This is a genomic window from Arthrobacter gandavensis, from assembly GCF_039528575.1.
GTDB lineage: Bacteria > Actinomycetota > Actinomycetes > Actinomycetales > Micrococcaceae > Arthrobacter_B > Arthrobacter_B citreus_B.
Genome location: NZ_BAAALV010000002.1, coordinates 1,151,705 through 1,178,149, shown reverse-complemented (window position 1 = coordinate 1,178,149; position 26,445 = coordinate 1,151,705). Strand labels below are relative to the sequence as shown.

Here is a 26,445-nt window from a genome sequence, read left to right as displayed (position 1 = left end):
GCCACGGCGGTTTAGCGCTCCGGGTAGCTGCGTTCCGGAACACCTGTGTACAGCTGGCGCGGACGGCCAATCTTGGTCTGCGGGTCCTGCATCATTTCGCGCCACTGGGCAATCCAGCCCGGGAGGCGGCCGATGGCGAAGAGGACGGTGAACATCTTCTCCGGGAAGCCCATGGCCTTGTAGATCAGGCCGGTGTAGAAGTCTACGTTCGGGTAGAGCTTGCGCTCAATGAAGTAGTCGTCCGCGAGGGCCTTCTCTTCCAGGCGCATGGCAATGTCCAGCAGCTCGTCGTTGCCGCCCAGGTCCGCGAGGATCTCGTGTGCGGTTGCCTTGACGATCTTGGCGCGCGGATCGTAGTTCTTGTAGACGCGGTGCCCGAAGCCCATGAGCTTCACGCCGTCTTCCTTGTTCTTGACCTTCTCCATGAAGGTTTCAGGCTGCATGCCGGTGGACTGGATGTCCCGCAGCATGTTCAGCACGGCTTCGTTGGCACCGCCGTGCAGCGGGCCGAAGAGCGCGCTGATGCCGGCGGAGATCGAAGCGAACATGTTCGCGTTGGAGCTGCCAACCAGGCGGACCGTGGAAGTGGAGCAGTTCTGCTCATGGTCTGCGTGCAGGATCAGCAGCAGGTCCAGGGCCTTGACCAGCTTCGGGTTCAGCTCGTACGGCTCGGCCGGCAGGCCGAAGGAGAGCCGCATGAAGTTCTCCACCAGGTTCATGGAGTTGTCCGGGTAGAGCATGGGCTGCCCAATGCTCTTCTTGTGCGCGTAGGCCGCGATCACGGGGAGCTTTGCCATGAGGCGCACGGTGGAGAGTTCCACCTGCTCCTCGTCAAAGGGATCCAGGGAATCCTGGTAGAAGGTGGAGAGGGCGCTGACGGCCGAGGAGAGCACCGGCATCGGGTGCGCGTCACGCGGGAAACCGCCGAAGAAGCCCTTGAGGTCCTCGTGCAGCAGCGTGTGGCGGCGGATCCGGTGGTCGAATGCCTCAAGCTCTGCCGGCGTGGGCAGGTTGCCGTAGATCAGCAGGTAGGAGGTTTCCAGGAAGCTCGAGTGCTTGGCCAGCTGCTCGATCGGGTACCCGCGGTAGCGCAGGATTCCGGCGTCGCCGTCGATGTAGGTGATCGCCGAAGTGGTGGCCGCGGTGTTCATGAAACCGGGGTCGAAAGTAACGGTGCCGGTCTGCTTCAGCAGCTTCGATACGTCGAAGCCGTCGTTGCCTTCTTTGGCAGCGATGCGGGGCAGCTCAAGCTTGTCCGCAGGGTCGGTCCCATAGTGCAGTTCGGCACTTGGTCGCTCAGTCATTTTTCTCCTTCAGGAGTTTGAAGAACCCACTGCTACGGGCCCGCGTCCTCGTGAGAAGAGCGCCCATAGTACACATTCGTGCTTTTATCTATTTCGCTAAAACGCTACCGGGTTACGGGGCGATACAACTAATCGGCAGCCATGTTGTTGTGCAAGCGCAACATCAGTGCGTGATGCCACCGCCCAATCAGCCCGCTGCGTCCAGCCGCCGCGCTGCGGCAGCAACGCGCTCGTCGCTTCCCGTGAGCGCAACCCGGACGTAGCCCGCACCCGCGTCACCGTAGATAACGCCGGGACCAACCACGATGCCCAGCGCCGCGAAACGCTCCACGGTGGTCCAGGTGTCCTCCCCGGCCGTTGCCCAGAGGTACAGGCCGGCTTCGGAGTTCGCAATCTTCAGTCCGAAGGCTTCCAGCGCGGGGACCAGGACCTCGCGCCGGGCCCGGTACCTGTCCTTCTGCTCCGCCACGTGCCGGTCATCGGAAAGGGCCGCGAGCATGGCAGCCTGGACCGGTGCCGGGACGATCATCCCGGCGTGTTTGCGGCTGTTCACCAGGTTCGCGATGATCGCGCCGTCACCGGCCACGAAAGCCGCGCGGTAGCCGGCCAGGTTGGACTGCTTGCTCATCGAATAGACGGCGAGCAGGGAGTCGTTGCTGCCGCCGCTGACCCGCGGGTCCAGGACAGACGGAACCGGAGCCCCGCCGCGTGCTGTGTCCCATTCGCCCCAGCCGAGTTCGGCGTAGCATTCATCCGATGCCACGACGGCGCCAAGCGAACGTGCCTGGTCCACCAGGGCAGCCATCGATCCGGCGCTGCGGACGCTGCCGGTCGGATTGCCCGGAGAATTGACCCAGACCAGCCGGACCCGGGACCGGGTCTGTTCATCAAGTTCGTTCAGGTCGTCGGCGGCCACGGGCGTCGCCCCGGCCAGCACGGCGCCCATGTCATAGGTCGGGTAGGCAACTGTGGGACGCACAACGACGTCCCCGGCGCCCAGCCCCAGCAGCAGCGGCAGCCAGGCCACGAGTTCTTTGGAGCCTACCGTCGGCATGATGTCCTGCGGGTCCAGGCCCGGCACGGACCGCCGGCGGGCGAACCACTGGGCAATCCCCTGCCGCAGCGCGGGAGTTCCGTGGGTGGTGGGGTACCCGGGTGCGTCAGCTGCCCCGGCAAGCGCAGCCTGGATGAAATCCGGCGTGGGATCGACCGGGGTTCCGATCGAAAGATTCACGGCGCCGTCGGCATGCCGGGATGCCTGCTGCACATACGGTGCCATGGCCTCCCACGGGTACTCCGGAAGGTTCAGGCCGAAGCTGCCGGAGGCTTTTGCGCTCATCCCTGGTTCTGCGGCGGAAGTGCGGCGATCAGCGGGTGATCCTTGTGCGTGTTGCCGAGCTTCGCGGCGCCGCCGGGGGATCCCAGGTCGTCGAAGAATTCGACGTTGGCCTTGTAGTAGTCGGCCCACTCTTCGGGAGTGTCGTCCTCGTAGTAGATGGCCTCGACCGGGCAAACCGGTTCGCAGGCACCGCAGTCCACGCATTCGTCCGGGTGGATGTAGAGGGAGCGTTCACCTTCGTAGATGCAGTCCACGGGGCACTCTTCGATGCATGCCTTGTCTTTAACATCCACGCATGGCTGCGCAATTACGTACGTCACGTCCCTTTGCCTTCCTTGGTGTGCGGATTTCCGCGTCGCGGCAGATCTCCACGAGGTAATGCTTCCACGTTAGTAGTCCGTTCCATTATCTCCCAGCCGGGAGGGTGCCGCGTACTATGTAACGGTGAGAACCCCATCCCCCCAGGAACGGCTGCGTGCAGCCGGCACCGGGCAGCGCGCCGTCGTCCGCTACCGCATTGACGGTGGCCTCACGGACGCACTGGGAACTATCACGGCCTTGGACGACGCCGCGTGCACCCTGTCTACGCGCGCCGGGACAGTCCGCATCCCCTGGGCCCTGGTGACCGCGGGCAAACCCGTACCGCCAGCCCCCGAACGCCGCGGCCCGCGCCGGCCCGGAACCCCGGACTAGGCCGCCGCCGAGCGCGGCGTATGCTGGTTTGATGCCAAACGATGAAGTGATCCAGGCCCGGGGACGAGCGCTGAGCTCCCCCGTGCGGCTGCGGATCCTGCGTTTGTGCCTGCACGCCGAACGGACCAACAAGGAAATTGCCGAAGCACTGGAGTTGAATCCGGCCACGGCGCTGCACCACGTGCGGACCCTGCTGGCCACCGGCTTCCTCGCTGCAGGCACGCCGCGCACCGGTAACCGCGGTGCCAAGGAAATCCCCTACCGCGCCACGGGTCTGAGCTGGAAGACATCGCTGCCGGAGAGCGCCAACATGGTTTTCATTGAGACGTTCCTGCAGGAAATCGAAGGCCTTCCCCCGTCTGACATCGAGGTGGTGCGGATGGGGCTGAGCCTTAACGAGGAAAACCGCCGCATCCTGATGGACAAGCTGCGGGCGGTTTTCGACGACTATGCACTGCGTGGACCGGATCCGGACGGCACGCCTACGTCGCTGATGCTGGCCCATCACCTGGACCGCACCAGCGAACGGCTGGGCTAGCTGCGGGGTCCGGGACCGGGCCGGTAACCCGGGTCGGTCCCGTATGGCAGGACCGGCGCCTGCACGGCTGCCCGCTCGAAGCGGGCTTCGCGCCGAAGCACGACCGCGCTGACCATCACGGCTGCCACCGTGGCCAGAGACTGGCCAAAGAGCCAGATCAGACCGGCGGTAATGACCGGCAGGTCCAACCCGGAATCCGTTCCAGTGACGATCAGCGGTCCGCTGAAGATATCAAGGGAGAACGCGCCGAGCAGGACGTAGGTCAGGATGCCGGTAGCCGCACTGACGGCAACGGAACGTGCCCATAGCCCGGCAAAGACAGCCACGGCGGCACTGAAGACCAGCGCTCCGACCGCGCCAAGCGGCAGCGGAGTGTCCCCCGCATACAGCACCTGCGCGTGCAGGGACGTTCCCAGGATGCCAGCCGCCAGGGCACCAAGCACCACGGCCACAGGGCCCCGCCAACGCGGGACCCTGTGGCCTGGTGCCTGGAACTGGACGATTGGACTAGGCCTTCGCGCGGGCGCGGTTGGCCTTGGCACGCTCGTTGGCGTCCAGGATGAGCTTGCGGATGCGGATCGACTCCGGGGTGACCTCCACGCACTCGTCCTCGCGGGCGAATTCGAGGGATTCCTCGAGGGTCAGCTTGCGCGGCGGGGTCAGGTTCTCGAAGGTATCCGAGGAAGCTGCACGCATGTTGGTGAGCTTCTTTTCCTTGGTGATGTTCACGTCCATGTCATCGGCGCGGGAGTTCTCGCCAACAATCATGCCTTCGTAAACCTCGGAGGTGGGCTCCACGAAGAAGGAGCCGCGTTCCTGCAGGTTGATCATGGCGAACGGAGTAACCACACCGGCGCGGTCGGCGATCATTGAACCGTTGGTGCGGTACTCGATCGGACCGGCCCACGGCTCGTAGCCTTCAGCGATGGACGCGGAGATGCCTGAGCCGCGGGTTTCCGTGAGGAAGCGGGTGCGGAAGCCAATCAGGCCACGGGCGGGAACGATGAATTCCATGCGGACCCAGCCGGTGCCGTGGTTGGACATGTTGACCATGCGGCCCTTGCGGGCAGCCAGCAGCTGGGTGACGGCACCGAGGTATTCCTCGGGTACGTCAATGGTCATGTGCTCCATCGGCTCGTGGACCTTGCCGTCGATCATCTTGGTGACAACCTGCGGCTTGCCAACGGTGAGCTCGAAGCCTTCGCGGCGCATCTGCTCCACGAGGATGGCCAGGGCGAGCTCGCCGCGGCCCTGGACTTCCCAGGCATCCGGACGCTCGGTGGGCAGGACCCGAAGGGAAACGTTGCCGATCAGTTCCTTGTCGAGCCGGTCCTTGACCTGGCGTGCGGTGACCTTGGCGCCCTTGACCTTGCCGGCCAGCGGCGAAGTGTTGATACCGATGGTCATGGAGATCGCAGGATCGTCCACGGTGATCAGCGGCAGCGGCTTGGGGTTGTCCACGTCGGTGAGGGTTTCACCGATGGTGATGTCCTCGATACCGGCAACGGCGACGATTTCGCCGGGGCCGGCGGACTCGGCCGGAACACGCTCAAGTGCCTTCGTGGCCAGCAGCTCGGTGATCTTTACGGTCTTCATCGTGCCGTCATGACGGGCCCACGCAACCTGCTGTCCCTTGCGCAGGGTGCCGTTGAAGATGCGCAGCAGCGCCAGGCGGCCCAGGAAGGGGGAAGCATCCAGGTTGGTGACGTGCGCCTGCAGGACACCTTCCGGATCGTAGGTCGGAGCCGGGATGTGCTCGATGATGGTCTGGAACAGGGGTTCCAGGTTGTCATTGGCCGGGGCCTGGCCGTCAGCCGGCTGCTCCAGGGAGGCAGCGCCGACGCGGGCGGCAGCGTAGACAACGGGGACGTTCAGGACCAGGTCAAGGTCAAGGTCGGGAACTTCGTCCGCAAGGTCGGAGGCCAGGCCAAGGAGCAGGTCCATGGATTCACTGACAACCTCGTCGATGCGGGCGTCGGGGCGGTCGGTCTTGTTGACCAGCAGGACAACGGGCAGCTTGGCGGCCAGCGCCTTGCGCAGCACGAAGCGGGTCTGCGGCAGCGGGCCTTCGGAGGCGTCCACGAGCAGCACGACGCCGTCGACCATGGAAAGGCCGCGCTCGACCTCACCGCCGAAGTCGGCGTGGCCCGGGGTGTCGATCACGTTGATGGTGATGGTTTCGCCCTTGGCAGCCGGACCGTTGTAGAACACGGTCGTGTTCTTGGCCAGGATGGTGATGCCCTTTTCACGTTCCAGGTCACCTGAGTCCATCACGCGTTCTTCGACATCTCCGTGCGAAGCAAAGGAGTTCGTCTGCTTGAGCATGGCGTCGACGAGGGTCGTTTTGCCGTGGTCAACGTGGGCCACAATAGCAACGTTGCGGAGATCGCTACGCACTGCGCTGTTTACAGCCGTGTTGGTTTCTGACATGCGTGAAGACTCAATTCATAGGTAACAGTTCGGGGATAATTCACAGTGGTCCGGAGTCGATCCGGAGAATCCGGCAGTTCTGTACAAATGCTGCGTTGGAACACACGTGTAAGAAGTCACCGAGAGGCCGCCGTCAGCGGGCACCATACCATTCTAGTCGTTTTGCCAAAGGTTCCCTAATGCGAGGGGTCCGGGGCCGGCCAGCCGGTTGGTCAGGCCGCCTCCGGGGGCAGCTCCAGTCCAGCTCCGGGGATCGCTGCGAGCAGCGCCCGGGTGTAGTCCTGCTGGGGATTGGTAAAGACTTCGTCAGTGGTTCCGGTTTCCACCACCTTTCCCTTCTGCATCACGCAGACCTCGTCTGCGATCTGCCGCACCACTGCCAGGTCATGCGTAATGAAGAGGTAGCTCAGGCCAAGGTCCGCCTGCAGTTCAGCGAGCAGGTTGAGGATCTGCGCCTGCACCAGGACATCAAGGGCGGACACGGCTTCGTCGCAGATCACCACTTCCGGGTCGAGGGCCAGGGCACGGGCCACAGCCACACGCTGGCGCTGTCCGCCGGAAAGCTCGTTGGGGAAGCGGCGCATCACAGACTGCGGCAGTGCCACCTGGTCCAGCAGCCTGCGGACCTTTGCGGCCCGGCTTGCCGTGTCACCGATGCCGTGTACACGCAGCGGCTCTTCAATGGTGTGGAAGATGTTGTACATCGGGTCCAGCGAACCATAGGGATCCTGGAAGATGGGCTGCACCCTGCGGCGGAAGGCGAAGAGCTCTTTCCGGCCCAGGGTGGTCACGTCTGTTCCGTCGAAGAAGATGCTGCCGCTGGTCGGCTTCTCCAGGTTCAGCACCATGCGGGCAACGGTGGACTTGCCGGAGCCGGATTCACCGACGACGGCGGTGGTGGTGCCGCGCGGCACCGCGAAGGACACGTTGTCCACGGCGGTGAAATCGGTGTGCCGGCCCAGGCCGCTGCGCAGCTTGAAGACCTTGGTCAGGTTGCGGACTTCAATGACGTCCGGCGTGCCGGATTCCTGTGCGGTAAGGGCACCGGAGGCTTCCGGCGCCTCCAGTCCCCTGTCCCGGATCGAGTCGATCCGCTTGGAAGCGAGCGACGGCGCGGACTCCACCAGCCGCTGTGTATAGGGGTGGCGCGGATTCCGCAGAATCTCCAGGGCCGGCCCGGACTCCACCACGCGTCCCTTGTACATCACCACCACGCGCTGGGCGCGTTCTGCGGCCAGGCCAAGGTCATGCGTGATGAGCAGAACGGCAGTGCCCATTTCGCGGGTCAGCGTTTCCAGGTGGTCCAGGATCTGGCGCTGCACCGTCACGTCCAGGGCCGAGGTGGGCTCATCTGCGATCAGCAGCCGGGGAGAGCAGGAGAGGCCAATGGCGATCAGCGCCCGCTGCCGCATGCCTCCTGAGAACTCGTGCGGATACTGCTTCGCCCGGGAGGCGGCGTCGGGCAGGCCTGCCTGGCCCAGTACCCGCGCTACATCCGCGTCCGTGGCGGGCTGGCCGTTGGCCTTGAGTGTCTCGCGCACCTGGAAACCGATCTTCCACACCGGGTTCAGGTTGGACATCGGGTCCTGGGGCACCATGCCTATCGAATTGCCGCGGAGCTCCACGATCCGCTTGGCGCTGGCCCGGGTGATGTCCTCACCGTCAAAGATGATCTGTCCGCCGCTGATCTGCCCGTTGCCGGGCAGCAGGCCAATGGCTGCGAGCGCCGTCGTCGACTTTCCCGAACCGGACTCCCCCACGATCGCCACGGTTTCGCCGGGCAGGACGGTCAGGTTCGCGTCCTGGACAGCGTTGACAGGCCCGTTGGAGGTGTTGAAGGAAATTGCGAGCGAGCGGATGTCCAGCAGCGGGGCCGGCTCAGTGGCCGGGCTTTGGGCAGTGGAGGTCATAGCTTGCGGGCTTTCGGGTCGAGGGCATCACGCACGGCGTCGCCGAGCATGATGAAACTGAGGACGGTGACGGACAGCGCTCCGGCCGGCCACAGCAGTGCTGCGGGGTTGGCACGCAGCGAGGTCTGGGCGGCGGAGATGTCATTGCCCCAGGACATGATGTCCGGCGGCAGGCCGATCCCCAGGAAGGACAGGGTGGCTTCAGCCACGATGAAGGTACCCAGCGAAATGGTGGCCGTGACGATCACCGGGGCCAGGGCGTTGGGCAGGACGTGCTTGACCAGCGCCTGGAACTTGGAGACCCCCAGCGCCCGGGAGGCAACGACGAAGTCCGCGTTGCGCACGGAGATCACTGCCCCCCTGGTAATGCGGGCAATCTGGGGCCACCCGAAGACGACGAGCGTCAGCACCACTGTCCAGATGTTGCGGTTCTCGCGGAACATGGGCAGCTGCATCACGATAATGGCGCCCAGGATCAGCGGCAGGGCGAAGAAGATGTCGCCAAGCCGTGCGATCACGGCATCAAGCCATCCCCCGTAGTACCCGGCGAGCGCCCCGAGCGATCCGCCCAGCAGCACTACCGAGACGGTGGTGATGATGCCCACCAGCAGGGAGGCCCGGGTCCCGTAGATGAGCCGGGCATAGACGTCGCACCCCTGCAGCGTGAAACCAAGCGGATGTCCCGGGCTGGGCCCGGCATTGGAGTCCGCCAGGTAGCACGCGCCGTCGGGCGGGGTCTGGGTGAAGAGCTGGGGGAAGGCCGCCACTGCAACAATCAGCAGGATCAGCAGGGCGGAGATGATGAACAGCGGCCTGCGGCGCAGGTTCCGCCATGCCTCCCCCCACATGCTCAGCGGGGCCTTGCCGTCCTGGACAGCGTCGGTCTCCGGCAGGACGTCCGAATCCACCGGCGCAACAAAGTGCTCCTGGGTCCGGAAACTCTTACTCATATCGGATCCTTGGGTCCAGCCAGGCGTACAGGAGGTCCACCAGCAGGTTCGCCACCACGTATACCAGGACCAGCACGCTCACAATTGAAACGATCGTGGGCCCTTCGCCGCGGATGACGGCCTGGTAGAGCTTCTGCCCGACGCCGGGCACGTTGAAGATGCCTTCCGTGACAATCGCGCCGCCCATCAGGGCACCCAAATCCGCTCCCAGGAAAGTAATCACCGGGATCAGGGAGTTGCGCAGGATGTGCACGGTGACTACGCGCGGGCGGGAGAGGCCTTTGGCCGTAGCGGTGCGGACGTAGTCGGCATTCATGTTTTCAATGACTGAGGTGCGCGTCAGCCGGAGCACGTAGGCGAAGGACGCCAGACCCAGCACGACGGCGGGAAGTATCAGATCGCTCCAGCCGGCACTGGCCCCCACGGTGGGAGCTGTCCAGCCGAGTTTTACGCCTATGAGGAACTGCAGCAGGAAGCCCAGCACAAAGACCGGGATGGCGATGACCACGAGCGAAACGAAGAGCACGGTGGCATCGAAGATCCGGCCTTTCTTCAGGCCCGCCACCAGTCCAAAGACAATGCCGAAGACTGCTTCGAAGAGCAGGGCCAGCACCGCCAGCCGCATGGTGACGGGGAAGATCTGCGCCAGGACTTCTGCCACGGGACGGCCGGAGAAGTCGTTGCCGAGATTAAAGGTCAGCAGGTTCTTCAGGTACTCGAAGTACTGCACAATGAAGGGCTGGTCCAGGTTGTACTGCTCCCGCAGCTGCGCGGCGACAACCTCGTTGACCGGCCGGTCCCCGAACAGCGCGGCGATCGGGTCTCCGGGGAGTGAAAAAACCAGGAAATAGACCAGCAGGGTTGCCCCGAAGAACACGGGGATCATCTGCAGGACCCGGCGGGCAATATATCTGGTCATTAGGGGTACCTGCCCTGCTCAGTTCGAAGGGCTGGCTTGGACATGGGAAACCATCCTGTTCTGACGGCGGACGGCCGGGGCCGTTTCCCGGCCCTGGTTCTGGACAGGTCCGGGAAACGGCCGCCGGCTCGCCGGCCAGGCTTACTTGCGTGCGATGTTGTAGTAGACAGGCACGCCGTTCCAGCCGGTTTCCACGTCAGTGACGTTGCTGCTCCAGCCGGTCTGGGATACCTGGTACCACAGCGGAATTACCGGGAGGTCCTGAAGCAGGACTTCCTGGGCCTGGTTGAAGATCGCCGCACCTTCTTCAGCGGTTGTGGCCGCCAGTCCCTGTGCCAGCAGATCGTCGAATACCTGGCTCGAGTAGTCGCCGTCGTTGGACCCGGCACCGGTTCCATAGAGCGGGCCGAGGAAGTTGTACAGCGACGGGTAGTCCGCCTGCCAGCCCGTGCGGATGGCTCCGCTGAGGGTCTTGGCCGTGGCATCCGAACGCAGCTCCTTGAACGTGGAGTAGGCCTTGCCCTGCGCGTCCACACCGAGGACGTTCTTGAGCGAGTTGCAGACTGCGTCAACCCATTCCTTGTGGTCGCCGTCGGCGTTGTAGCCGATGGTGAAGGCCTTGCCCTCGGGCCACGGGGAAATCGCCTCGGCTTCATCCCAGAGTTCCTTGGCACGCTCAGGGTTGTAGGCAAGCGCTTCCGAGCCGGCGAGCTCGGAGTCAAAGCCTTCGATCACCGGAGAAGTGAACTCGTTGGCCGGCTGCCGTGCCCCGGAGAAGATGACGTCGGTAATCTCCTCGCGGTTGATCGCCATGGAGATCGCCTGCCGGCGCAGCGCACCGGCTTCCCCGGAGAACTCGTCGAGGTACTGGGGAATGGTGATCGTCTGGTTCTGGGCCGTGGGCTTCTCCGAGTAGCGTCCCTCACCCAGATCGGACTTGAAGGTCTTCTGCGCTGCGGCCGGCATCTGGTCCAGCACGTCCAGGTTGTCCGCCTGAAGATCCGCGTAGGCGGCATCGTAGGAGGAGTAGAACTTGAACGTCACGCCGCCGTTCTGCGGAACCCGGGTGCCCGTGTATTCAGGGTTGGTAACCAGGTCGATCTGGACTTCATGCTGCCAGGCGTTGTCACCGGCCAGCATGTAGGGCCCGTTGCCTACCGGATTTTCCCCGAATGCTGCCGGGTCCTCGAAGGCCTCGGCGGGCAGAGGGTAGAAGGCCGTGTAGCCCAGGCGCAGCGGCCAGTCAGATTCCGGCTGCGAGAGCGTCACGGTGAAGGTCTTCTCATCAACGACCTGGAGCCCGCTCATGGTCTCCGCGGTTGCACCCTCGGCGCTGACTTCGTCGTACCCTTCAATACTTTCGAAGAAGTACGAGTTCAGCTGCGCATTCTTGGCTGCAGCCCCGAAGTTCCAGGCATCCACGAAGGATGACGCTGTCACGGGCTCCCCGTTGGAGAAGGTCTTTCCGTCCTTCAGGGTGATCGTGTAGTGCTGCGAGTCCTCAGTCTCGATGGACTCGGCGATTTCATTTACTGTCTTGCCGTCGGCGTCGTAGCTCACAAGGCCTTCGAACAGAAGGTCCATGATCCGCCCGCCGCCCACCTCATTGGTGTTGGCGGGGAGCAGCGGATTCTGCGGCTCGGTGCCGTTGGCCGTAATGCTCGTAGCAGTGGCGGCGGAGTTTGTGCTTTCGGTTCCTCCGCCGCAGGCTCCCAGCGCTAGGGCGGCGACCACCGCCACGCTGACAACCTTGGATACGCGCTGTAAACGCATTCCGCCTCCTGGATAGAAAGGAAGCCGGTGTCTTGTTTCCGGCGCTGATGTCCGGGCAGCAGCTGCTGGGAGGGTCCCAATATCTCTTCCTCAGACCTCAGCAATGGTCCTTGGTTCCCGGGTTTTCCGGACAACCAAAAGGGGACACGCCCGCCGGAGCAACCCGTTGTGCAGGTGCCCTCGAAGCCTGTCCCCCGTGAACAAAAGTATATCGACGAGGCCTTGAATATAACGATTCGAGGACGATGTTAGATCCACCACGCGAGCCTGTAGACAAATCACACTGAATATGCAGAAGGACCCTCCGGAGAGGGTCCTTCTGGTTGTTGAACCGCTGGTACTACAGTGCCTGGGCTGAGGAGGACATCAGCTTGGCCCGCAGTTCACGCCGTTCGCGCTGCTTGTCCGGGTCCGGCAGCGGCACTGCTGCAATCAGCCGCTGCGTGTATTCCTCCTGCGGGTTGCGGAGGATTTGGTCACGCGTGCCCTGTTCCACGATGCGCCCGCTGCGCATCACGCAGATGTGGTCGGCAAGGACATCCACCACCGCGAGGTCGTGGGTCACGAACAGGCAGGCGAAGCCAAGCTCGCGCTGCAGGTTCTGGAAAAGTTCCAGGACCTTGGCCTGCACTGAAACATCCAGTGCCGACGTCGGCTCATCCGCCACCATCAGCTTGGGCTTCAGCGACAGTGCGCGGGCAATGCCCACGCGCTGCTTCTGTCCGCCGGAGAGCTCATGCGGGTAGCGGTTGCGGTACGCGCGGGGCAGCTCCACCTGGTCCAGCAGTTCCTCGATGCGCTGCTGCAGGGCAGCTCCCTTGGCTTCACCGGCCAGGAACATCGGCTCGCCGATACTCTCGCCGATGGGCAGCCGGGGGTTCAGCGAGGATGACGGATCCTGGAAGACCATTCCCACCTGGCGCCGCAGGGAATGCATGGCCTTGGAGTTGGGCTTGAGTTCGGAGATGTCCGTTCCCACCACGCGCAGCTCGCCTTCCGCAACAGGAAGAAGCCCGACGGCGGCACGGCCGATGGTGGTCTTGCCGGAGCCCGACTCGCCCACCAGGCCCATGACCTGTCCGGGCAGGATCCGCAGGTTGGCACCCTCCACTGCACGGAAGGCGGCTACCCGTCCCTGCTTGGGATACTCGATCGCCACGTTCTCAAGGACCAGCACCGGCTCGCCGCCTGCGGCGTCCACCTTGGCTGCGGCGTCGGTTCGAAGGCCGGACAGGACTTCCGCTTCCCGGCGCTCCAGTTCTTCCTGGTCCACGGATTCAAGCTCAACGTGCGTGGCGGCTGCCAGCGCAGCAACCACGTCGACGTCGCCGTCTCCGTCTGCTCCCTGCCCCAGGTGCGGGACGGATTCCAGCAGCGCCCGGGTGTAGGGGTGCTGGGGATTGGAGAAGATTTCCTTGGCGGTACCCGTTTCCACGATGACACCGTGGCGCATCACTGCAATGCGGTCTGCGAGGTCGGCCACCACGCCCATGTCATGGGTAATCAGCACAATGGCCGAGTTGAGCTTGTTGCGCAGGTTGCGCATCAGGTCCAGGATTTCGGCCTGGACCGTCACGTCCAGCGCGGTGGTCGGTTCGTCGGCGATCAGCAGCTTCGGATCACAGGAGAGCGACTGGGCGATCATGGCCCGCTGGCGCTGGCCGCCGGAGAGCTGGTGCGGGTAGGACTTGAACGCCTTCTCGGGGTCCGGCAGTTCCACCATGTCCAGCAGCTTGAGCGCGCGCTTTTTGGCCTCGTCGGGCGACAGCTCGTTATGCAGGCGCAGCGTTTCCACGATCTGGAAGCCCACTGTATAAACGGGGTTCAGAGCGGTCATGGGCTCCTGGAAGATCACGGCAACGTCGTTGCCGCGCACCTGCCGCAGCTTGTGCTGCGACAGGCCCAGGAGCGGTTCACCGTCCAGCAGGACCTCGCCGGTAACCCGGGAGTTCTTGGGCAGCAGGCCCAGCAGGGCCATGGAGCTGGCGCTCTTGCCGGAGCCCGACTCACCGACGATGGCCAGGACTTCCCCGGCTTTCACGTGGTAGTTCAGGCCGATCGCGGCGGGAACCCATTCTTTATCCACGCCGAAGTCCACGGAGAGGTCGCGGACCTCAAGGACCGGCGGCCGGCCCGTGGAGCTCGCCTGTGTTGTGCTGATGGTTTCAGTCATGGCGGTGGTTTCCTTCCGTCCAGGCTGCGCGCCGGCCCCGGATCACCGGGCCGATTACGGAGGCGCCTGAAAATGCTGTAACGATGGGGGTATGCCGAACCCGCAGAGCGAGCCCGTGACCGAAGTTTTCCGTCCACGCACCACCAAGTGGTTCGTGGGTATAGCCGTAGCCCTCACGGCCGCCGCGGTTCTGTCCGCGGGCTGGACCAACGGCGCCGGAGGCGTTTTGGCCACCGCTCCCCTGTTCCTGATTCCCGTGGCAGCCGCGTGGCTGTTCTGGTATCCCAGCGTGCGGGTATCCGCACTCGGCGTACGGCTGGACAACCCTTTCCGGACCGTTGAGGTGCCGTGGGCGGCGCTGATCCATGTGGATACCAAGTTCGCGCTGAAGCTCGTGACGCCCAAGGGCTCCTACACGGCGTGGGCCGCTCCCGCTCCCGGCGTCTGGGGCACCCATGCGGGCAAGCCCGAACACCTGCGGAACCTTCCCGGCACTACCTACGGTGCCGGCGGTTCGGTACGCCCCGGGGACCTGAGCAACACGGACTCCGGCCAGGCTGCCCGCATGGTGCGCGAACGCTGGGAACTCCTGGTCAATGCCGGCCGGATCGATCCCGACCAGACTGACACGGCCCGTGCCGCGGTGAGTTTCAACTGGCGCTGGATCCTGGGAATGGTTCTTGCAGCCGCTGCGCTTTTCGCCCTGGCGGGGCTGGCCTAGTACGGCCCTCCCCGCCTCGGCGGCAAGCGTTCCCATTAGTTGCCAGCCGTCTTGGTCTTGACCTTCTTGGCATTGAACTTCTTCTGCCGCGGGTCAAAGGCGTCGCGCAGTCCATCGCCGATGAAGTTGATGCACAGGCAGATGGCCACGATGAACAGGCCGGGCCACCAGAAGAGCCACGGGCGGGTCTGGAACGCTTCCTGGTTCTGGCTGATAAGCAGGCCAAGGGACGTGTCCGGGGGCTGCACGCCAAAACCGATGTAGCTCAGCGATGTTTCGAGCAGGATGGCCGTGGACATCAGCAGCGTGGTGTTCACGATGATGACGCCAACGGCGTTCGGCAGGATGTGCTTGAAGATAATGCGGTTGTTGGAAGCGCCGGCGATGCGCGCAGCGTCGACGAACTCCCTCTCGCGCAGGGAGAGGAACTCACCGCGCACCAGCCGTGCCAGCGACGTCCACGTTGCCAGGCCCAGGAAGATTCCCAGCAGGACGACGCCGATGCCGGCACCCACCAGGCGGTTGGCAATCTGGCCCAGGACGGCGGCCATGACGATGATCGGGATGATGATGACGACGTCGGTCAGCCGCATCAGGACAGCTTCGACCCAGCCGCGGAAGTAGCCCGCTACGGCACCGACAACAGAGCCGACGATGCAGGCAATGATGCCTACCAGGAACATCACGATGATGGACTGCTGCGTACCGCGCATGGTCATGGCGAACATGTCGCGGCCAATGCGGTCCTGCCCGAAGGGGTGCTCGCCCCAGTTGAACAGGTTCACGAAGGTGGGTGCACCGCCGTTGACCTGTTCGGTGAACTGGCGGTAGTCGTATTTCCACCAGCCGGGAATGCCGGCAAAGCCGATGGAGCTGAATGCCAGGATGCAGATCAGCGCGAAGACAACCAGCGAGATGATCGCGGCGGTGTTGTCAAAGAAGCGCTTGCGGACAATCTGTCCCTGCGAGAGGCCCTTGGTCTTCGCCTTGGCAGTGGACTCGGGTTCTGTTCCGGGCGGGTTGGAGGGGGTTTCGGCGGAATACGTAGTGCTCATGACTTCACCCTTACGCGCGGATCAAGGACGGTATAAACGAGGTCTGCCACCAGGTTGAAGACCAGTGCCAGAATGCCGGTCACCAGGAAGAAGCCCATGATCGGGTTGGGATCCACCCGGTGCAGGGCCTGGACGAACAGCTGGCCCATGCCGCTGAAGGCGAAGACCTGTTCGGTGATCACGGCGCCGCCGATCAGCGCACCGATGTCGAAGGCGACGATGGTGGCGAGCGGAATCAGGGCGTTGCGGAACGCGTGCCGCATGACCACGGTGCGCTCGGAGAGACCCTTTGCGCGCGCAGTGCGGATGTAGTCCATGTTCATGATTTCCAGCATGGAGGCGCGGGAGTAGCGGCTGTAGCTGGCCAGGGAGGCCAGCAGCAGGGCGACGGTGGGCAGCAGCAAATGCGTGAACGTGTCCACGCCGCTGATCCAGAAGTCACCGTTCAGTCCCGGTGTGGAAGCGCCAACGGTGGCGATCGGCCGGTCCCGGATGCGGGAGTTGTCCATGTAGGACGGCCAGGCGTACATAAAGCGGTCCAGGACGATCAGCCCGCCAACGAGCAGCCCGGTCAGGGCAGCGCCGCGCATGCTCTGGGCGCGGTCGTAGCCTCCCATCAGGTAACCGACCAGGCAGCCCACGGCAACGGTGGCCACGGCAAGGAGGAGCATCATCAGCCAGGTAGCGGAGTTCAGGAGCGGCTGCAGGGCGTAGTAGGCCACAACGCCAATGGCAACGGTGATCAGCGCCGAGTACAGAGCCTTGCGGTTCTTCAGGCCCGCGCTGAGCAGTGTCACGCCGTAGGCAATGGCCACACCGGTGATTGCGATGACAACCGGGCCCAGGCTCGGCGTGACAAACCAGCCGGTGGCTCCCAGGACGTAGAGCAGACCGGCGGCGACGGCGAAGCCCGCCACGAACGCGATGGCCCTGCGCCTCATGCTGCCGCCGGCAAACACGACCCAGATCAGGCCGCTGGCGGCGCCGACGCTCAAGACCACCGCGAGCGGTATCTGTGGGTCGGCAAGGAAGTTGTTGAAACCGATGGCGCCGTACTCCTTCAGGAGCACTGCCAGCCAGAAGATCGGCAGGGAGAAGAACAGGAACGCCATAAACGTGACGCCGTAGTCCAGCGAGCTGTACTGGCGCAGCGCCGTGATGATGCCCAGCGAGATGCCCACGATGATGGCCAGGAGGGTGGCAGTGGTAACGAGCAGGATCGTGGCGCCCATGGCACGGGCCAGGGCATCGGTAACCTGCTCACCCTGGATGCTCTGGCCCAGGTCGCAGGTGGCCGCGAACGGCGCCAGGCACTTCACGGCGCCGCCCAGCCAGTAGAAGTAGCGCAGGGGTGCCGGAACGTCGAGGTCAAGGAGTTCAGTCCTGGCACGGATGAGCTCGTCGCGGTTGGGTGCGGGATTCTCGCGCAGGTCTTGGAGTGGATCGCCTGACGCCGCTGTCAGGAGATAGACCAGGAACGAAGCCCCGAAGAGGATTAGCACGGCGGTCAAAAGCCGCCGGACGATGTAGGTAACCATAGAGTGTCAGCCTCATTAGAACGGGTCCGGGGGTTCTCCCGGCACTCGCTGAAGTGTAGTGCAGGTCATAAGTGCGGGGAATTTGGTTAATCCCAATCACTTGTCCGCTGCTATGGGGGTTCGGAAAAGACAGGGCGCCGGGACCGTAAAGGCCCCGGCGCCCTGCGGGTATTGCTTAGCTGTTGAGGCTAGGAATTAGTCCAGAACTTCCCATTCCCAGAAGTTCCACCAGACACCGGTCTGGTTCGGCATGTAGGAGTTGATCCCGCCAATGCTGTCGCTGTGCGCGTCAACGCCCGGCGACTGGAAGAGCGGCAGGCCGAAGGAGGAGTCCCAGATCAGCTTGTCGATCTGGATCTGCAGTTCCTTCTGCTTCTCAACATCGGTTTCCAGGATGAGCTGATCCATGAGGGCATCAGCTTCGGGGTTGGAGAAGCCGCTGTAGTTGGACGCAGCGCCGGTCTTGAACAGCTGCGGTACGCCGGTCACGCCGACACCCGAGTTGATCCAGCCGAAGATGGAGGCGTCGTAGGTGCCGGTGCCCAGGGCGGAGCCCCAGTCAGAGGCGCCCAGGCCGCCGTCGACGACCTTGAAGCCGGCTTCGGAAGCAGACTGGGCGATCAGCGTGTAGGCGTCGGAGCGGTTGGGGTTGTCCTTGTTGTACATGATGCGTACTTCAGGGGTGGCACCGGCAAGCAGTTCCTTGGCGCCTTCAACGTCAACCTCGGCGTACTCGGAGGAGCCGTTGTTGGCGGCGGAGTCTTCGTAGCCGTCCTGGTCGGACAGGAAGATCTGCGAATCCAGCGGAGCTGCATCCGGGTTGAGCTTCTTGACGATCGAGTCAACGATTGCCTGGCGCGGGATGACCTTCATGAAGGCGGTGCGCACGTTCTCGTCGGCGAAGACGCCGGAGAAGTTCAGGTCAACGTGGTCGTAGGAGAGCTGGTTGCCGGAGTTGATGGTTACACCGTCAATGGCTTCAAGCTGCTCCACGGTGTCGGCCGAAGCCTGCGGAGCAATGATGTCCACTTCACCGTTCTTCAGAGCCTGGACCTGGGCGGGAGCATCACCGATGTAACGGACGATGATCTCGTCGATCTTGGGCTCAGGACCCCAGTTGTAGTCCTCGTTGCGGGTCAGGGTCATGGAGTTCTCGGGATCGATCTCCGAGACAATGAACGGACCGTTGGAGAGGTACAGGGAGGCATCCGAGGGCAGCGACTTGGTGTCGAAGCCGGTGTTCCAGAAGTCGGCAACTGCCTTCAGCTCTTCGTTGACCGGAGCCGGGTTTGCCGGGTCGCCCGCGGGCGTGTTCTGGATGAGTTCGATCAGCGCGTCGCCGTCGGCCAGTCCGGCCTTCTCGGCAACCACGTGCGCCGGGGTGCTGACGCCGCCGTCGGTCATCGCACCAAAGGCAACTTCCCAGTCCGCGAAGGGCTCGGAGTAGGTCATGGTGATGGAGCGGCCGTCGTCGCCGATTTCGGGAACGTCGGTCAGGCTCAGGCCTGAGGTGTCACCGGCGTAGTCGAAGTAGGTGGTACCGGAAACGGTCTCGCCTTCTTCGTTCAGCGTGGCGTCGTTGAAGTGGCCGGAGTTGACGGCCCAGAGGAGCATGAGGTCGTCTGCGTCGACGGGCTCACCGTCGGACCAGTTCACGCCTTCGTTAACGGTGTACTTAACCGTCAGGGGATCCTCGGAGACCTTTTCGTAGGTGCCGAAGTCTTCCAGCGGCTCAACCTTGAGTTCATCGGTGATGTAGTTGAACCCGGAATGCGTGGCGTACGCAATCTTGCCGTTGATATCTACGTTGCCGTTCGCCGTGTTGCTGTTGAACGAGCTGAAGGCGTTAACCTCCACAACGCGGACAGAACCGCCGGTGCTCTCGCTGTCAGTGGAACCGCCGTCGGTGGTCCCCTGATTCGCTGCACAGGCGCTCAGTGCGAGAGCAGCAACAGCTGCCACACCCACTGCTTTGGAAATACGTGCAAAACGCATTCCGCCTCCTATTTCTCAGTGCGTCATTGTCTCCGGCGGGATTACCGGAATCACGGACAGCGCAGATCCTGCGTGCCTCGTCGCATATGACTAAGAGAGTAGACCGCGGACTGCTACCGGCCCGTAACTTGGTTCCCGACGCGACACGGTTGTTACACGTTTGCAACCTGAAAATTATCATTACGCCGCATGCTCTGGTGTGATGGTATTTGAGCCGCTATTGTTCCCCCGCACACACTTCTGAGGGCCTTTTGGGCAGGGATAGGATTCAGGTGGGGCCGGGAACCTGGCCCGCACCCACTCAGCGGAGGACTCTTGTGAAGCTCACAATCATCGGCGGCTCGAAGGGAACCGGCGCCAAGCTGGCCTCCCTCGCACAGGCCGCAGGCCACGAAGTGACAGTCCTTTCCCGCAGCGGACAGGGCCCGGAAGGCGTCCGGGTACTTACCGGGGACGCCGGGGATCCCGCTGCCGCGGCGTCGGCCGTTGCCGGTGCGAACGCCGTCGTCGTCACGGTGGGCGGCGCCAAGGGAAACCCGAAGCACCGGGCAGCCGTCACCCGCACTGTCATTGACGCCATGAAGAAGCAGGGTGTGCAGCGGCTGATGGTGCAGTCCTCCCTGGGTGCCGGGGACTCCGGCTCGCTGATGCCGGCCCCGCTTCGGATCGCGATGAAAGTGGCCCTGGCAAAACCGCTTGCCGACCACAATGAGCAGGAAGCGGCCGTGCAGGGTTCCCGCCTGGATTGGACGATTGTCCGGCCCACCGGCCTGACCGACAAGGAACCGACGGGTTCCTGGCAGGTACTTGAAACCGGGGACAGCGGAACCCTCCGCGGCTCGGTTCCCCGTGCCGATCTGGCCGCCTGCATGCTGGGACTACTGGAAGATCCCGCTTCCATCGGCAAGGCAGTGGGCGTCAGCAGCTAAGCGCAGCCGCCGGCCTTAGGCCGCTTTACGCCTGCTGCAGCAGGGCTGCTTTCCTGGCCCTGGCATCCTTGATACGCGGACCGGCGAACCACAGCACGGTCCCTACGAGGACCCATACCCCCAGGGTCAGGGCAGCACCCGCTCCGCCTGTGCCGTCAAAATAGGCCACGGCCCGAACCAGGGTCCCCGCAGCCCCGGGCGGCAGCAGCTGTCCGATCAGCGCGACGCCGGCGGGAAGCCACTGGGCGCTGGTGGCGATGCCGGCAAACGGGTTGCCCACGAACATCATGGACATGGCGGCAATGGTGAAGCCCTTGGTGCCGAAGCACTCGTTGAGGCCGGCCAGGGGAAGTGCCAGCGCTGCGATGCCGAGGGCGACGCTGGCGGCGACGGGGACCAGTGGGCCTTCTATGCTGCCGAAGAGGTATTTAAGGACGGCCGCGACGACGAACCCGCCGGCGACTGAAAAGCCGGTGAGGCCGGCGAAGATCCACCAGCGCTTACCGGAGAGCATGGAGCGGAACGCGACGGCGGGCACAATGCCGCCGAACACCAGCGGGAAGGCCAGTCCGCCAATACCAACGCCGGTTGGATCGGCGGCGGGCAGCGGAACAACATCGACAATTTCAGCAGTCTGTCCCATGCTTCCGGCCATGGTGGCCCCCACATTGCTGATGGTTCCGGATACCGCAGTTGATCCTGCGCTCGCTACGTATACCGTCATGTCCGGTGCCGAGAAGTCGAATCCTCCCACAATGTCCCGGTCCCGGATTCCCTGCTCCAGCTCGGCGGCACTTTCATAGGGCTGGACTACGAAAGCTCCCGGGGACTGCTCCTCAAGCGTGTTGGCGATCGATTCCGCCTGGTGCTCTGCCCCAACCACGCCCAGGCCGAGGTCCCGCGGACCGGAGAGCAGGGAGGGCGAAATAAAGAGCATGAGCAAGGCCAGGAGGATCACCGAAAGTCCAACGGTGAGGCCCGCCCAGATTGCGGCGTGCTTGCGGTGGGAGCCCGGCTCCCGGGTCTGGATGGTCATGAATAGTCCTTCGTTGTGGAGGATTTTCCTCCGCTTCTACCGGAAGATATTCCTCCGGTTTAGACTGAAGGTCAAGTTGAAGGAGTACGAATGAGGGCCGACGCCGAACGCCGCAGGCAGAACATCATTACGCACGCCAAGCATGTCTTTGCCGAGCGGGGCGGTGATGTTGCCCTCGAAGCCGTGGCTGCGGCCAGCGGCGTGGGCATTGCCACCCTTTACCGCAATTTCCCGTCCCGCGAAGATCTGCTCCAGGCTGTCGTCCAGGACACGGTGGAGCAGATCATCCGGGCCGTGGATCAAGCACGGCGCACTCTGGACGCTGACCCGGCCGGGGCTTGGCAGGACCTGCTGTCCAGCCTCACGGCGATGAACCTGGGCGCGCTCACGGACGGGCTGGCACTGCAGGCGGGAGCTGCCCAGGATCTGGCAGCCTCTCCCCTGGCACAGGTCCAGCAGCCTGCACTTGATGCCCTGAACGGCGTACTGGCCAAGCTCAAGCGCTACGGAGCCGTGAGGGAAACGCTCTCCGCCCTGGACGTCATCGTTTCCGTTGCGACGATCACGCGCCCGCAGGTCTCCGCCATCCGGGGTGCCGCCCCCGGCGTACCCGGCCAGCTGGCTGAGGCCTACTTCCACTGGAGCCGCGGGGCCTGAATCCGGACTGGCGGAGCGGCCAAGGGGCCGTTGCCCGCAGTCGAAACGGAGCGCCGTATCCGCAGCCTGCTAGAATTGATGCGGCCTCTGGCCACCACGGCATCGATGACACGACACGCGGGGCACTTCAAAAAGTACCTTCTGACACGGCACGGTCGATCGCCTCCACACCGCCGACTGTCAGGAGACTCTATGGCGCCCTCTTCAATTTCCCGTCCCAATGTCAGGGATCGTGCAGGCGGGATGATCGCGGTCGCTGCGGCCGCTGCGTTCCTCGCCACCTTCAACGAGACGTTCCTCAACGTCGCCTTCACGCCGATCATGCAGGACTTCGGCGTCAACATCAGCACCGTTCAGTGGCTAACCACCGGCTACCTGCTCGTCGCCGCTGTCTTCGTTCCCGTTGCCAACGTCCTGTACCACCGGTTCCCCACCCGGCCGCTGTTCGTCGCCGTCGTCGCGATCATGGTCCTGGGTTCTGTGGTGGGAGCCATGGCCCCCAGTTTCGAAGTCCTGCTTATCGCGCGCCTGCTGCAGGCCATCGGAACCGGCCTGCTCACCCCCATCGGCATGAACATCACCCTGGCGGTGTCACCGCGGGAGAAGCTTGGCCTGAACATGGGCATCATGGCTGCCATGACTACGCTGGGCCCGTCGCTGGCGATCGTTCTCTCCGGCGCCATTCTGACCGTGGCCCCGTGGACCACCCTGATGTGGGCCTTCGGCGGCCTCACCGTCGCAGTGCTGCTCGCCGGTGCGATCGTCCTGCGGAACGTCACGGAGCTGGGCCGCCCGGTCCTGGACATCCTGTCCTTCGTCCTCGTTGCCGTCGGCATGGTCGGCATCCTCTACGGCGTCTCCAGCGCGTTCGAGGGATCCGCTCTCTACGCAGGGGTTGCCGGCGTCGTTGGCCTTCTCGCCATGTGGCTGTTCATTCTCCGCCAGCGCCGAATCGAGAATCCGCTGCTGGACCTGCGGCCGTTCTCCAGCGCACCTTTTGTGTTCGGAGTGCTGATGACCATGCTCGGCCTGGTCTTTGTCTTCGCCATGAACGTGGTCATCCCCCTGTTCCTGCAGGGTGCTCTCGAGATGCCGCCGCTGGGTGCCTCGCTGACCCTTGCACCGGGCATCCTGCTGACCGTGGGGATGGGGCCAATCGCCGGCCGCCTGTTCGACCGCCACGGCGGGCGCTGGTCGATTCCCCTCGGATTCCTCGTCATGGCAATCTTCGTGACGCTCGTCGGGGTCGCTGCAGGACAGGGCTCGGTCTGGATCTTCGGGCTGCTCTACGTCCCGGCAGTGCTGGCAACGGCATTCGTCGTCGGGCCGTCCCAGACGTTCGCGCTGGCCAACCTGGACCGCGAGACCAGCCCGCACGGCGTCACGGTGGTTTCAACCAGCTTCCAGATCGCCGGCTGCGTGGGCACCTCGCTCGCTACCGGAATCTACGGCGCCGTCATTGCGTCGAACATCGAGTCCGGTAGCAGTGAAGGTGATTCCCTGCTGGCCGGTTTCCACGGCTCCGTCGCCCTGGTGGTTGCCACGTCACTCCTCGGTATCCTCCTCGCGTTCCTGGCCTACCGCTCCGTACAGTCCCGCCGCGCCGCGGAGAACGCACAGGCCCCGGCTGACACCGTCCAGTCGATCATGAAGTCCGACGTCTACGCCCTGTCCTCCGACGCGAGCGTGCTTGACGCCCTGCAGACCTTCGCCGAGCGCGGCATCTCGGGTGCACCGGTCCTCAACGCGGACGGCACGCTGGCAGGTTTCCTGTCCGACGGCGATGTGCTGCGCTACCTCTCCGCGACCCATCCGTCCTCGACGTCGATCTACTCCTATGCGATCGGTGCTGCGGACGACCTGGAACAGGCAATGTCTGATCTCGCGAACCTGAACGTTCTGCGTCTCGCAACGCACGACGTCGTCACGCTCGACGCCGGCGCATCGGTCAGTGACGCTGTGGCTGCGCTGTCGGACGCGCGGCTCAAAAAGGTGCCGGTGGTTAAGGGCGAAGATTCCCGTCCCATTGGCATCGTGAGCCGGTCTGCTATCAACCGGCTGGCGATTGCCACCTACCTGCGTTCACGCAGTGAGGCCGACGTCCGCACACCGGCGTAGTCCCGCCGTCGTTAGCGAGCAGCAGGCCGAACCCACTGCGGGTCCGGCCTGCTGCTGTTTTATGTAGTAGGTCCGGCGAGGGCGCGGTGTCAGCGGCTGGATGGGGCAGGCCATGGGATGTAATCGCTCCGGCTTTGCCAGGAGCCGTGTTCGGAGAGCGGCCGAAAGCGCAGCGTCGTGAATTCGTGGTGGAAGTCCCGGCGTTCCCGCTCGGTCATCGCTTCGGTATGGCGGCGTCCGGTTTCCCCGGCGTCCCTCCCGGAAACCATGCCGGTCATCGCCCGGGTGCTGGTCCAGATGGAGAAGGTTGAAACTGTTCGGGGCAGGCGGATGCCGGCCATGGCCAGTGTCGCCTCGGGGTGGTCCCGGATCTGGGTTTCCACGGGACGGCCCCACCGGATGAAGCGGGGCAGTTCCGGCAGGCGCAGGCGGGCCAGGGTCACGGCCACCACCGGCTCGTGCGGGTTGGCTGATTCTGCGGATTCCGGCAGCCCGGAGAACTCGCTGACACTCCCCCAGCGGCGCAGGAACTGCAGCCGGACGTGCCAGCCTTGGTCCAGTTTCCTGCCAAACGGATGCCCGGTGAGGAAGTCCGTCAGCGACCGTTCGTCTTCCCAGTGCGCGAACACGGCCGTGCGCTTCAGCTGCATCCGGCGCGGTGAAACTATCGGCGCTCCCAGCTCCATTCCTGCGAACACTTCGGCGTGAACCAGGCCGGGGGCTTTGAGCTGGCGCACCATTGCTCCGGCGGCGGTGAGGGGCGGCAGATTGGCCAGGTGGAACGAGTAGATGCTCATAGTGCCGCCGCCAAGTGTTTCCCCATCCCCTGATCCTTGCCGGGCGCGGCGGCACGCGTCAAATAACTGCCGCTGCTCAGCCTGCCCGGCGGTAGTGCACGGAGAGCGCACCGTTGCTCATTGGCTCGGCTGAAATCAGCTCCAGGCGGCGAGCGCCGTCGAGAAGACCTTCATAGAGGGTGGGACCGTGCCCGGTAATCATGGGGTGCACCAGGAATCTGTACTCATCAATGAGGTCCAGCCGGTCCAGCGCTGACGCAAGCTTGCCGCTGCCGAGGAGCACGCCGTCGGGCGTCTGGTCCTTGAGCTCCTGCACCGCGGTGCGCAGGTCGCCTTCGAGGCGGTGGCTGTTGTTCCACGGGAAATCGCTGCGCGTTGCGGACACTACGTACTTGGGTTTGTCCTCCAGCGTGAGGGCCCACTCGCGGATCGCCTCCGGCGCTTCCACCTCTCCGTGGGCGACCAGCGGCCAGTAACTCTCCATCAGCTCGTAGGTGGTTCGGCCCCACAACATGGCACCGGACTCATCCAGAAGCCGGGTGTAATGCGTGTGGGTCTCGTCGTCGGCGATCCCCTCCTGATGATCGACGCAGCCGTCCAAGGTCACGTTGTAGCTGAATGTCAGGGAGCCCATGGAGCGATTCTCCGGCCGCCCGGTCCCGTGTGCAATCCGTTTGCGGAATCAACCGGTCCATTCGCGGCGCAAACGCCCTCATATGGGTGGAGCGGCCAGCCCACCGCCGACGGCGTTCCGTGCCATAACGACGCCGGCGGATCCATATCCGGGGTCGCGGGAATAGGTGGACCCTGTGGCGGGTTCCATCTCCGCCGGGGAATTGCCGGCTCGCTACTGCAAGGAGAGAACGCACATGGCACGAGTAGTTATCTTCGGCGGAACCGGCTATGCCGGCGGAAACATCGCCCGCGAGGCGGCCTCACGCGGGCACGAGGTCATCTCCTACTCCCGCAATGCGCCGGAACAGCCGCTGGAGGGTGTTGAATACCGCACCGGTTCGCTGGCTACACCGGAGGTACTCGCGGCTGCGGCCGCCGACGCCGATGTCCTCGTTGTGGCTGTGCACGGAGCCGACGTTGACGGCGCTCCGCTCACTGCGTATGTTCCGGGGCTGATCGATGCCGCGCGCACCAACGGCGTGCGGCTTGCCTTCGTTGGCGGCGCAGGCTCGTCCCTGGTTGCGGAGGGCGGTCCGCGCCTGGTCGATACCCCGGACTTCCTCGATGACTGGAAGCCCGAGGCCCTCTCGCATGCCGAGGTACTCGAGGCGCTGCGGCAGGCACCAGAGGACCTCGACTGGTTCTACGTCAGCCCGGCAGCTCTCTTCGGTGTCTTTGCTCCGGGCGAGACCACGGGCGCCTACCGTACCGGCGGCGACGTCCTGGTGACCAAAGACGACGGTTCCTCGGAAATCTCCGGCACCGACTTCGCGCTTGCCTTTGTCGATGAGATCGAGAACAACGCGCATCCGCGTCGGCGGTTCACCGTCGGGCACTAACAGGACATTCGACCCCGGCTAAGGCCGGCACTCCACACGCAGGAAGGCCCGGGATG

At 64.3% G+C, this 26,445-nt stretch carries 23 protein-coding genes; 7 read left to right on the top strand and 16 right to left on the bottom strand.

The features are described 5' to 3' along the window. Window positions 1–11: 11 nt before the first annotated feature. The 3 genes from ABFX29_RS08815 to fdxA all read right to left on the bottom strand — a co-directional run bounded on the left by ABFX29_RS08815 (window position 12) and on the right by fdxA (window position 2,963). Entirely contained in the window at window positions 12–1,304 is a 1,293-nt protein-coding gene (locus tag ABFX29_RS08815; protein ID WP_152226649.1) for a citrate synthase, read from the bottom strand. Between the two features lie 187 nt (window positions 1,305–1,491). Next, window positions 1,492–2,643, bottom strand: a complete 1,152-nt coding sequence (dapC, locus tag ABFX29_RS08810) for a succinyldiaminopimelate transaminase (RefSeq protein WP_152226647.1) — start codon at window positions 2,641–2,643, stop codon at window positions 1,492–1,494. Beyond that, a complete protein-coding gene (gene fdxA / locus ABFX29_RS08805) occupies window positions 2,640–2,963 on the bottom strand; it encodes a ferredoxin (protein ID WP_091602954.1) in 324 nt (107 codons plus the stop codon). The genes dapC and fdxA overlap by 4 nt, the downstream gene beginning before the upstream one ends. A gap of 124 nt (window positions 2,964–3,087) precedes the next feature. Between fdxA and ABFX29_RS08800 the strand changes: the two genes are divergently transcribed. Both ABFX29_RS08800 and ABFX29_RS08795 read left to right on the top strand, forming a co-directional pair. After that, window positions 3,088–3,336 (top strand): hypothetical protein, encoded by a 249-nt coding sequence (locus tag ABFX29_RS08800; RefSeq protein ID WP_246167284.1) that lies wholly within the window; start codon window positions 3,088–3,090, stop codon window positions 3,334–3,336. Between the two features lie 31 nt (window positions 3,337–3,367). Beyond that, the gene (locus tag ABFX29_RS08795) at window positions 3,368–3,874 is read left to right on the top strand and encodes an ArsR/SmtB family transcription factor (RefSeq protein ID WP_152226645.1); all 507 of its coding nucleotides are present in this window, start codon (window positions 3,368–3,370) and stop codon (window positions 3,872–3,874) included. On the opposite strand, the gene ABFX29_RS08790 is transcribed toward ABFX29_RS08795, so the two are convergent. The 7 genes from ABFX29_RS08790 to ABFX29_RS08760 form a co-directional block, all read right to left on the bottom strand. Further along, a complete protein-coding gene (locus ABFX29_RS08790) occupies window positions 3,871–4,326 on the bottom strand; it encodes a hypothetical protein (protein ID WP_152226642.1) in 456 nt (151 codons plus the stop codon). The genes ABFX29_RS08795 and ABFX29_RS08790 overlap by 4 nt on opposite strands. A 55-nt stretch (window positions 4,327–4,381) precedes the next feature. Next, the gene (gene typA, locus ABFX29_RS08785) at window positions 4,382–6,304 is read right to left on the bottom strand and encodes a translational GTPase TypA (RefSeq protein ID WP_152226640.1); all 1,923 of its coding nucleotides are present in this window, start codon (window positions 6,302–6,304) and stop codon (window positions 4,382–4,384) included. A 212-nt stretch (window positions 6,305–6,516) separates the two neighbouring features. Beyond that, on the bottom strand, window positions 6,517–8,214 hold the full coding sequence (locus ABFX29_RS08780; protein WP_152226638.1) for a dipeptide ABC transporter ATP-binding protein: 1,698 nt from the start codon (window positions 8,212–8,214) through the stop codon (window positions 6,517–6,519). Then, on the bottom strand, window positions 8,211–9,164 hold the full coding sequence (locus ABFX29_RS08775) for an ABC transporter permease (protein ID WP_152226636.1): 954 nt from the start codon (window positions 9,162–9,164) through the stop codon (window positions 8,211–8,213). The genes ABFX29_RS08780 and ABFX29_RS08775 overlap by 4 nt, the downstream gene beginning before the upstream one ends. After that, window positions 9,157–10,083 (bottom strand): ABC transporter permease, encoded by a 927-nt coding sequence (locus ABFX29_RS08770; protein ID WP_152226634.1) that lies wholly within the window; start codon window positions 10,081–10,083, stop codon window positions 9,157–9,159. Before ABFX29_RS08770 ends, ABFX29_RS08775 begins: the two co-directional genes overlap by 8 nt. Window positions 10,084–10,224: 141 nt before the next feature. Next, on the bottom strand, window positions 10,225–11,856 hold the full coding sequence (locus tag ABFX29_RS08765) for a peptide ABC transporter substrate-binding protein (RefSeq protein WP_152226632.1): 1,632 nt from the start codon (window positions 11,854–11,856) through the stop codon (window positions 10,225–10,227). A 340-nt stretch (window positions 11,857–12,196) separates the two neighbouring features. Beyond that, the gene (locus tag ABFX29_RS08760) at window positions 12,197–14,029 is read right to left on the bottom strand and encodes an ABC transporter ATP-binding protein (RefSeq protein WP_152226630.1); all 1,833 of its coding nucleotides are present in this window, start codon (window positions 14,027–14,029) and stop codon (window positions 12,197–12,199) included. Window positions 14,030–14,120: 91 nt separating this feature from the next. On the opposite strand from ABFX29_RS08760, the gene ABFX29_RS08755 reads away from it, so the two are divergent. Next, a complete protein-coding gene (locus ABFX29_RS08755; RefSeq protein ID WP_152226629.1) occupies window positions 14,121–14,750 on the top strand; it encodes a PH domain-containing protein in 630 nt (209 codons plus the stop codon). A gap of 35 nt (window positions 14,751–14,785) precedes the next feature. Here ABFX29_RS08755 and ABFX29_RS08750 read toward each other — a convergent pair whose 3' ends face one another. The 3 genes from ABFX29_RS08750 to ABFX29_RS08740 all read right to left on the bottom strand — a co-directional run bounded on the left by ABFX29_RS08750 (window position 14,786) and on the right by ABFX29_RS08740 (window position 19,338). Next, window positions 14,786–15,805: an ABC transporter permease gene (locus ABFX29_RS08750; RefSeq protein WP_152226627.1), complete on the bottom strand. Its 1,020-nt coding sequence runs from the start codon at window positions 15,803–15,805 to the stop codon at window positions 14,786–14,788. Beyond that, window positions 15,802–17,343, bottom strand: coding sequence for an ABC transporter permease (locus ABFX29_RS08745; RefSeq protein ID WP_152226625.1), 1,542 nt, complete (start codon window positions 17,341–17,343; stop codon window positions 15,802–15,804). Before ABFX29_RS08745 ends, ABFX29_RS08750 begins: the two co-directional genes overlap by 4 nt. Before the next feature lie 195 nt (window positions 17,344–17,538). Further along, window positions 17,539–19,338, bottom strand: a complete 1,800-nt coding sequence (locus ABFX29_RS08740; protein WP_152226623.1) for an ABC transporter family substrate-binding protein — start codon at window positions 19,336–19,338, stop codon at window positions 17,539–17,541. Between the two features lie 317 nt (window positions 19,339–19,655). Here ABFX29_RS08740 and ABFX29_RS08735 point away from each other — a divergent pair, with 317 nt between their 5' ends. After that, the gene (locus tag ABFX29_RS08735) at window positions 19,656–20,267 is read left to right on the top strand and encodes an NAD(P)-dependent oxidoreductase (RefSeq protein ID WP_170287723.1); all 612 of its coding nucleotides are present in this window, start codon (window positions 19,656–19,658) and stop codon (window positions 20,265–20,267) included. 25 nt (window positions 20,268–20,292) lie between these two features. Here the strand turns inward: ABFX29_RS08735 and ABFX29_RS08730 are convergent, their stop codons facing one another. Further along, window positions 20,293–21,303 carry an ABC transporter permease gene (locus ABFX29_RS08730; RefSeq protein ID WP_152226619.1) on the bottom strand — a complete coding sequence of 337 codons (1,011 nt, stop codon included), beginning with the start codon at window positions 21,301–21,303 and terminating at the stop codon, window positions 20,293–20,295. A gap of 90 nt (window positions 21,304–21,393) precedes the next feature. On the opposite strand from ABFX29_RS08730, the gene ABFX29_RS08725 reads away from it, so the two are divergent. Further along, window positions 21,394–21,960, top strand: coding sequence for a TetR/AcrR family transcriptional regulator (locus ABFX29_RS08725; protein ID WP_152226617.1), 567 nt, complete (start codon window positions 21,394–21,396; stop codon window positions 21,958–21,960). A 192-nt stretch (window positions 21,961–22,152) separates the two neighbouring features. Next, a complete protein-coding gene (locus ABFX29_RS08720; protein ID WP_211372344.1) occupies window positions 22,153–24,078 on the top strand; it encodes an MFS transporter in 1,926 nt (641 codons plus the stop codon). A gap of 89 nt (window positions 24,079–24,167) precedes the next feature. On the opposite strand, the gene ABFX29_RS08715 is transcribed toward ABFX29_RS08720, so the two are convergent. Both ABFX29_RS08715 and ABFX29_RS08710 read right to left on the bottom strand, forming a co-directional pair. Next, entirely contained in the window at window positions 24,168–24,875 is a 708-nt protein-coding gene (locus ABFX29_RS08715) for a hypothetical protein (protein WP_152226615.1), read from the bottom strand. Window positions 24,876–24,951: 76 nt separating this feature from the next. Beyond that, entirely contained in the window at window positions 24,952–25,509 is a 558-nt protein-coding gene (locus tag ABFX29_RS08710) for a dihydrofolate reductase family protein (protein WP_152226613.1), read from the bottom strand. 235 nt (window positions 25,510–25,744) lie between these two features. On the opposite strand from ABFX29_RS08710, the gene ABFX29_RS08705 reads away from it, so the two are divergent. Beyond that, window positions 25,745–26,389 (top strand): NAD(P)-dependent oxidoreductase, encoded by a 645-nt coding sequence (locus ABFX29_RS08705; RefSeq protein ID WP_152226611.1) that lies wholly within the window; start codon window positions 25,745–25,747, stop codon window positions 26,387–26,389. Window positions 26,390–26,445: the final 56 nt, after the last annotated feature.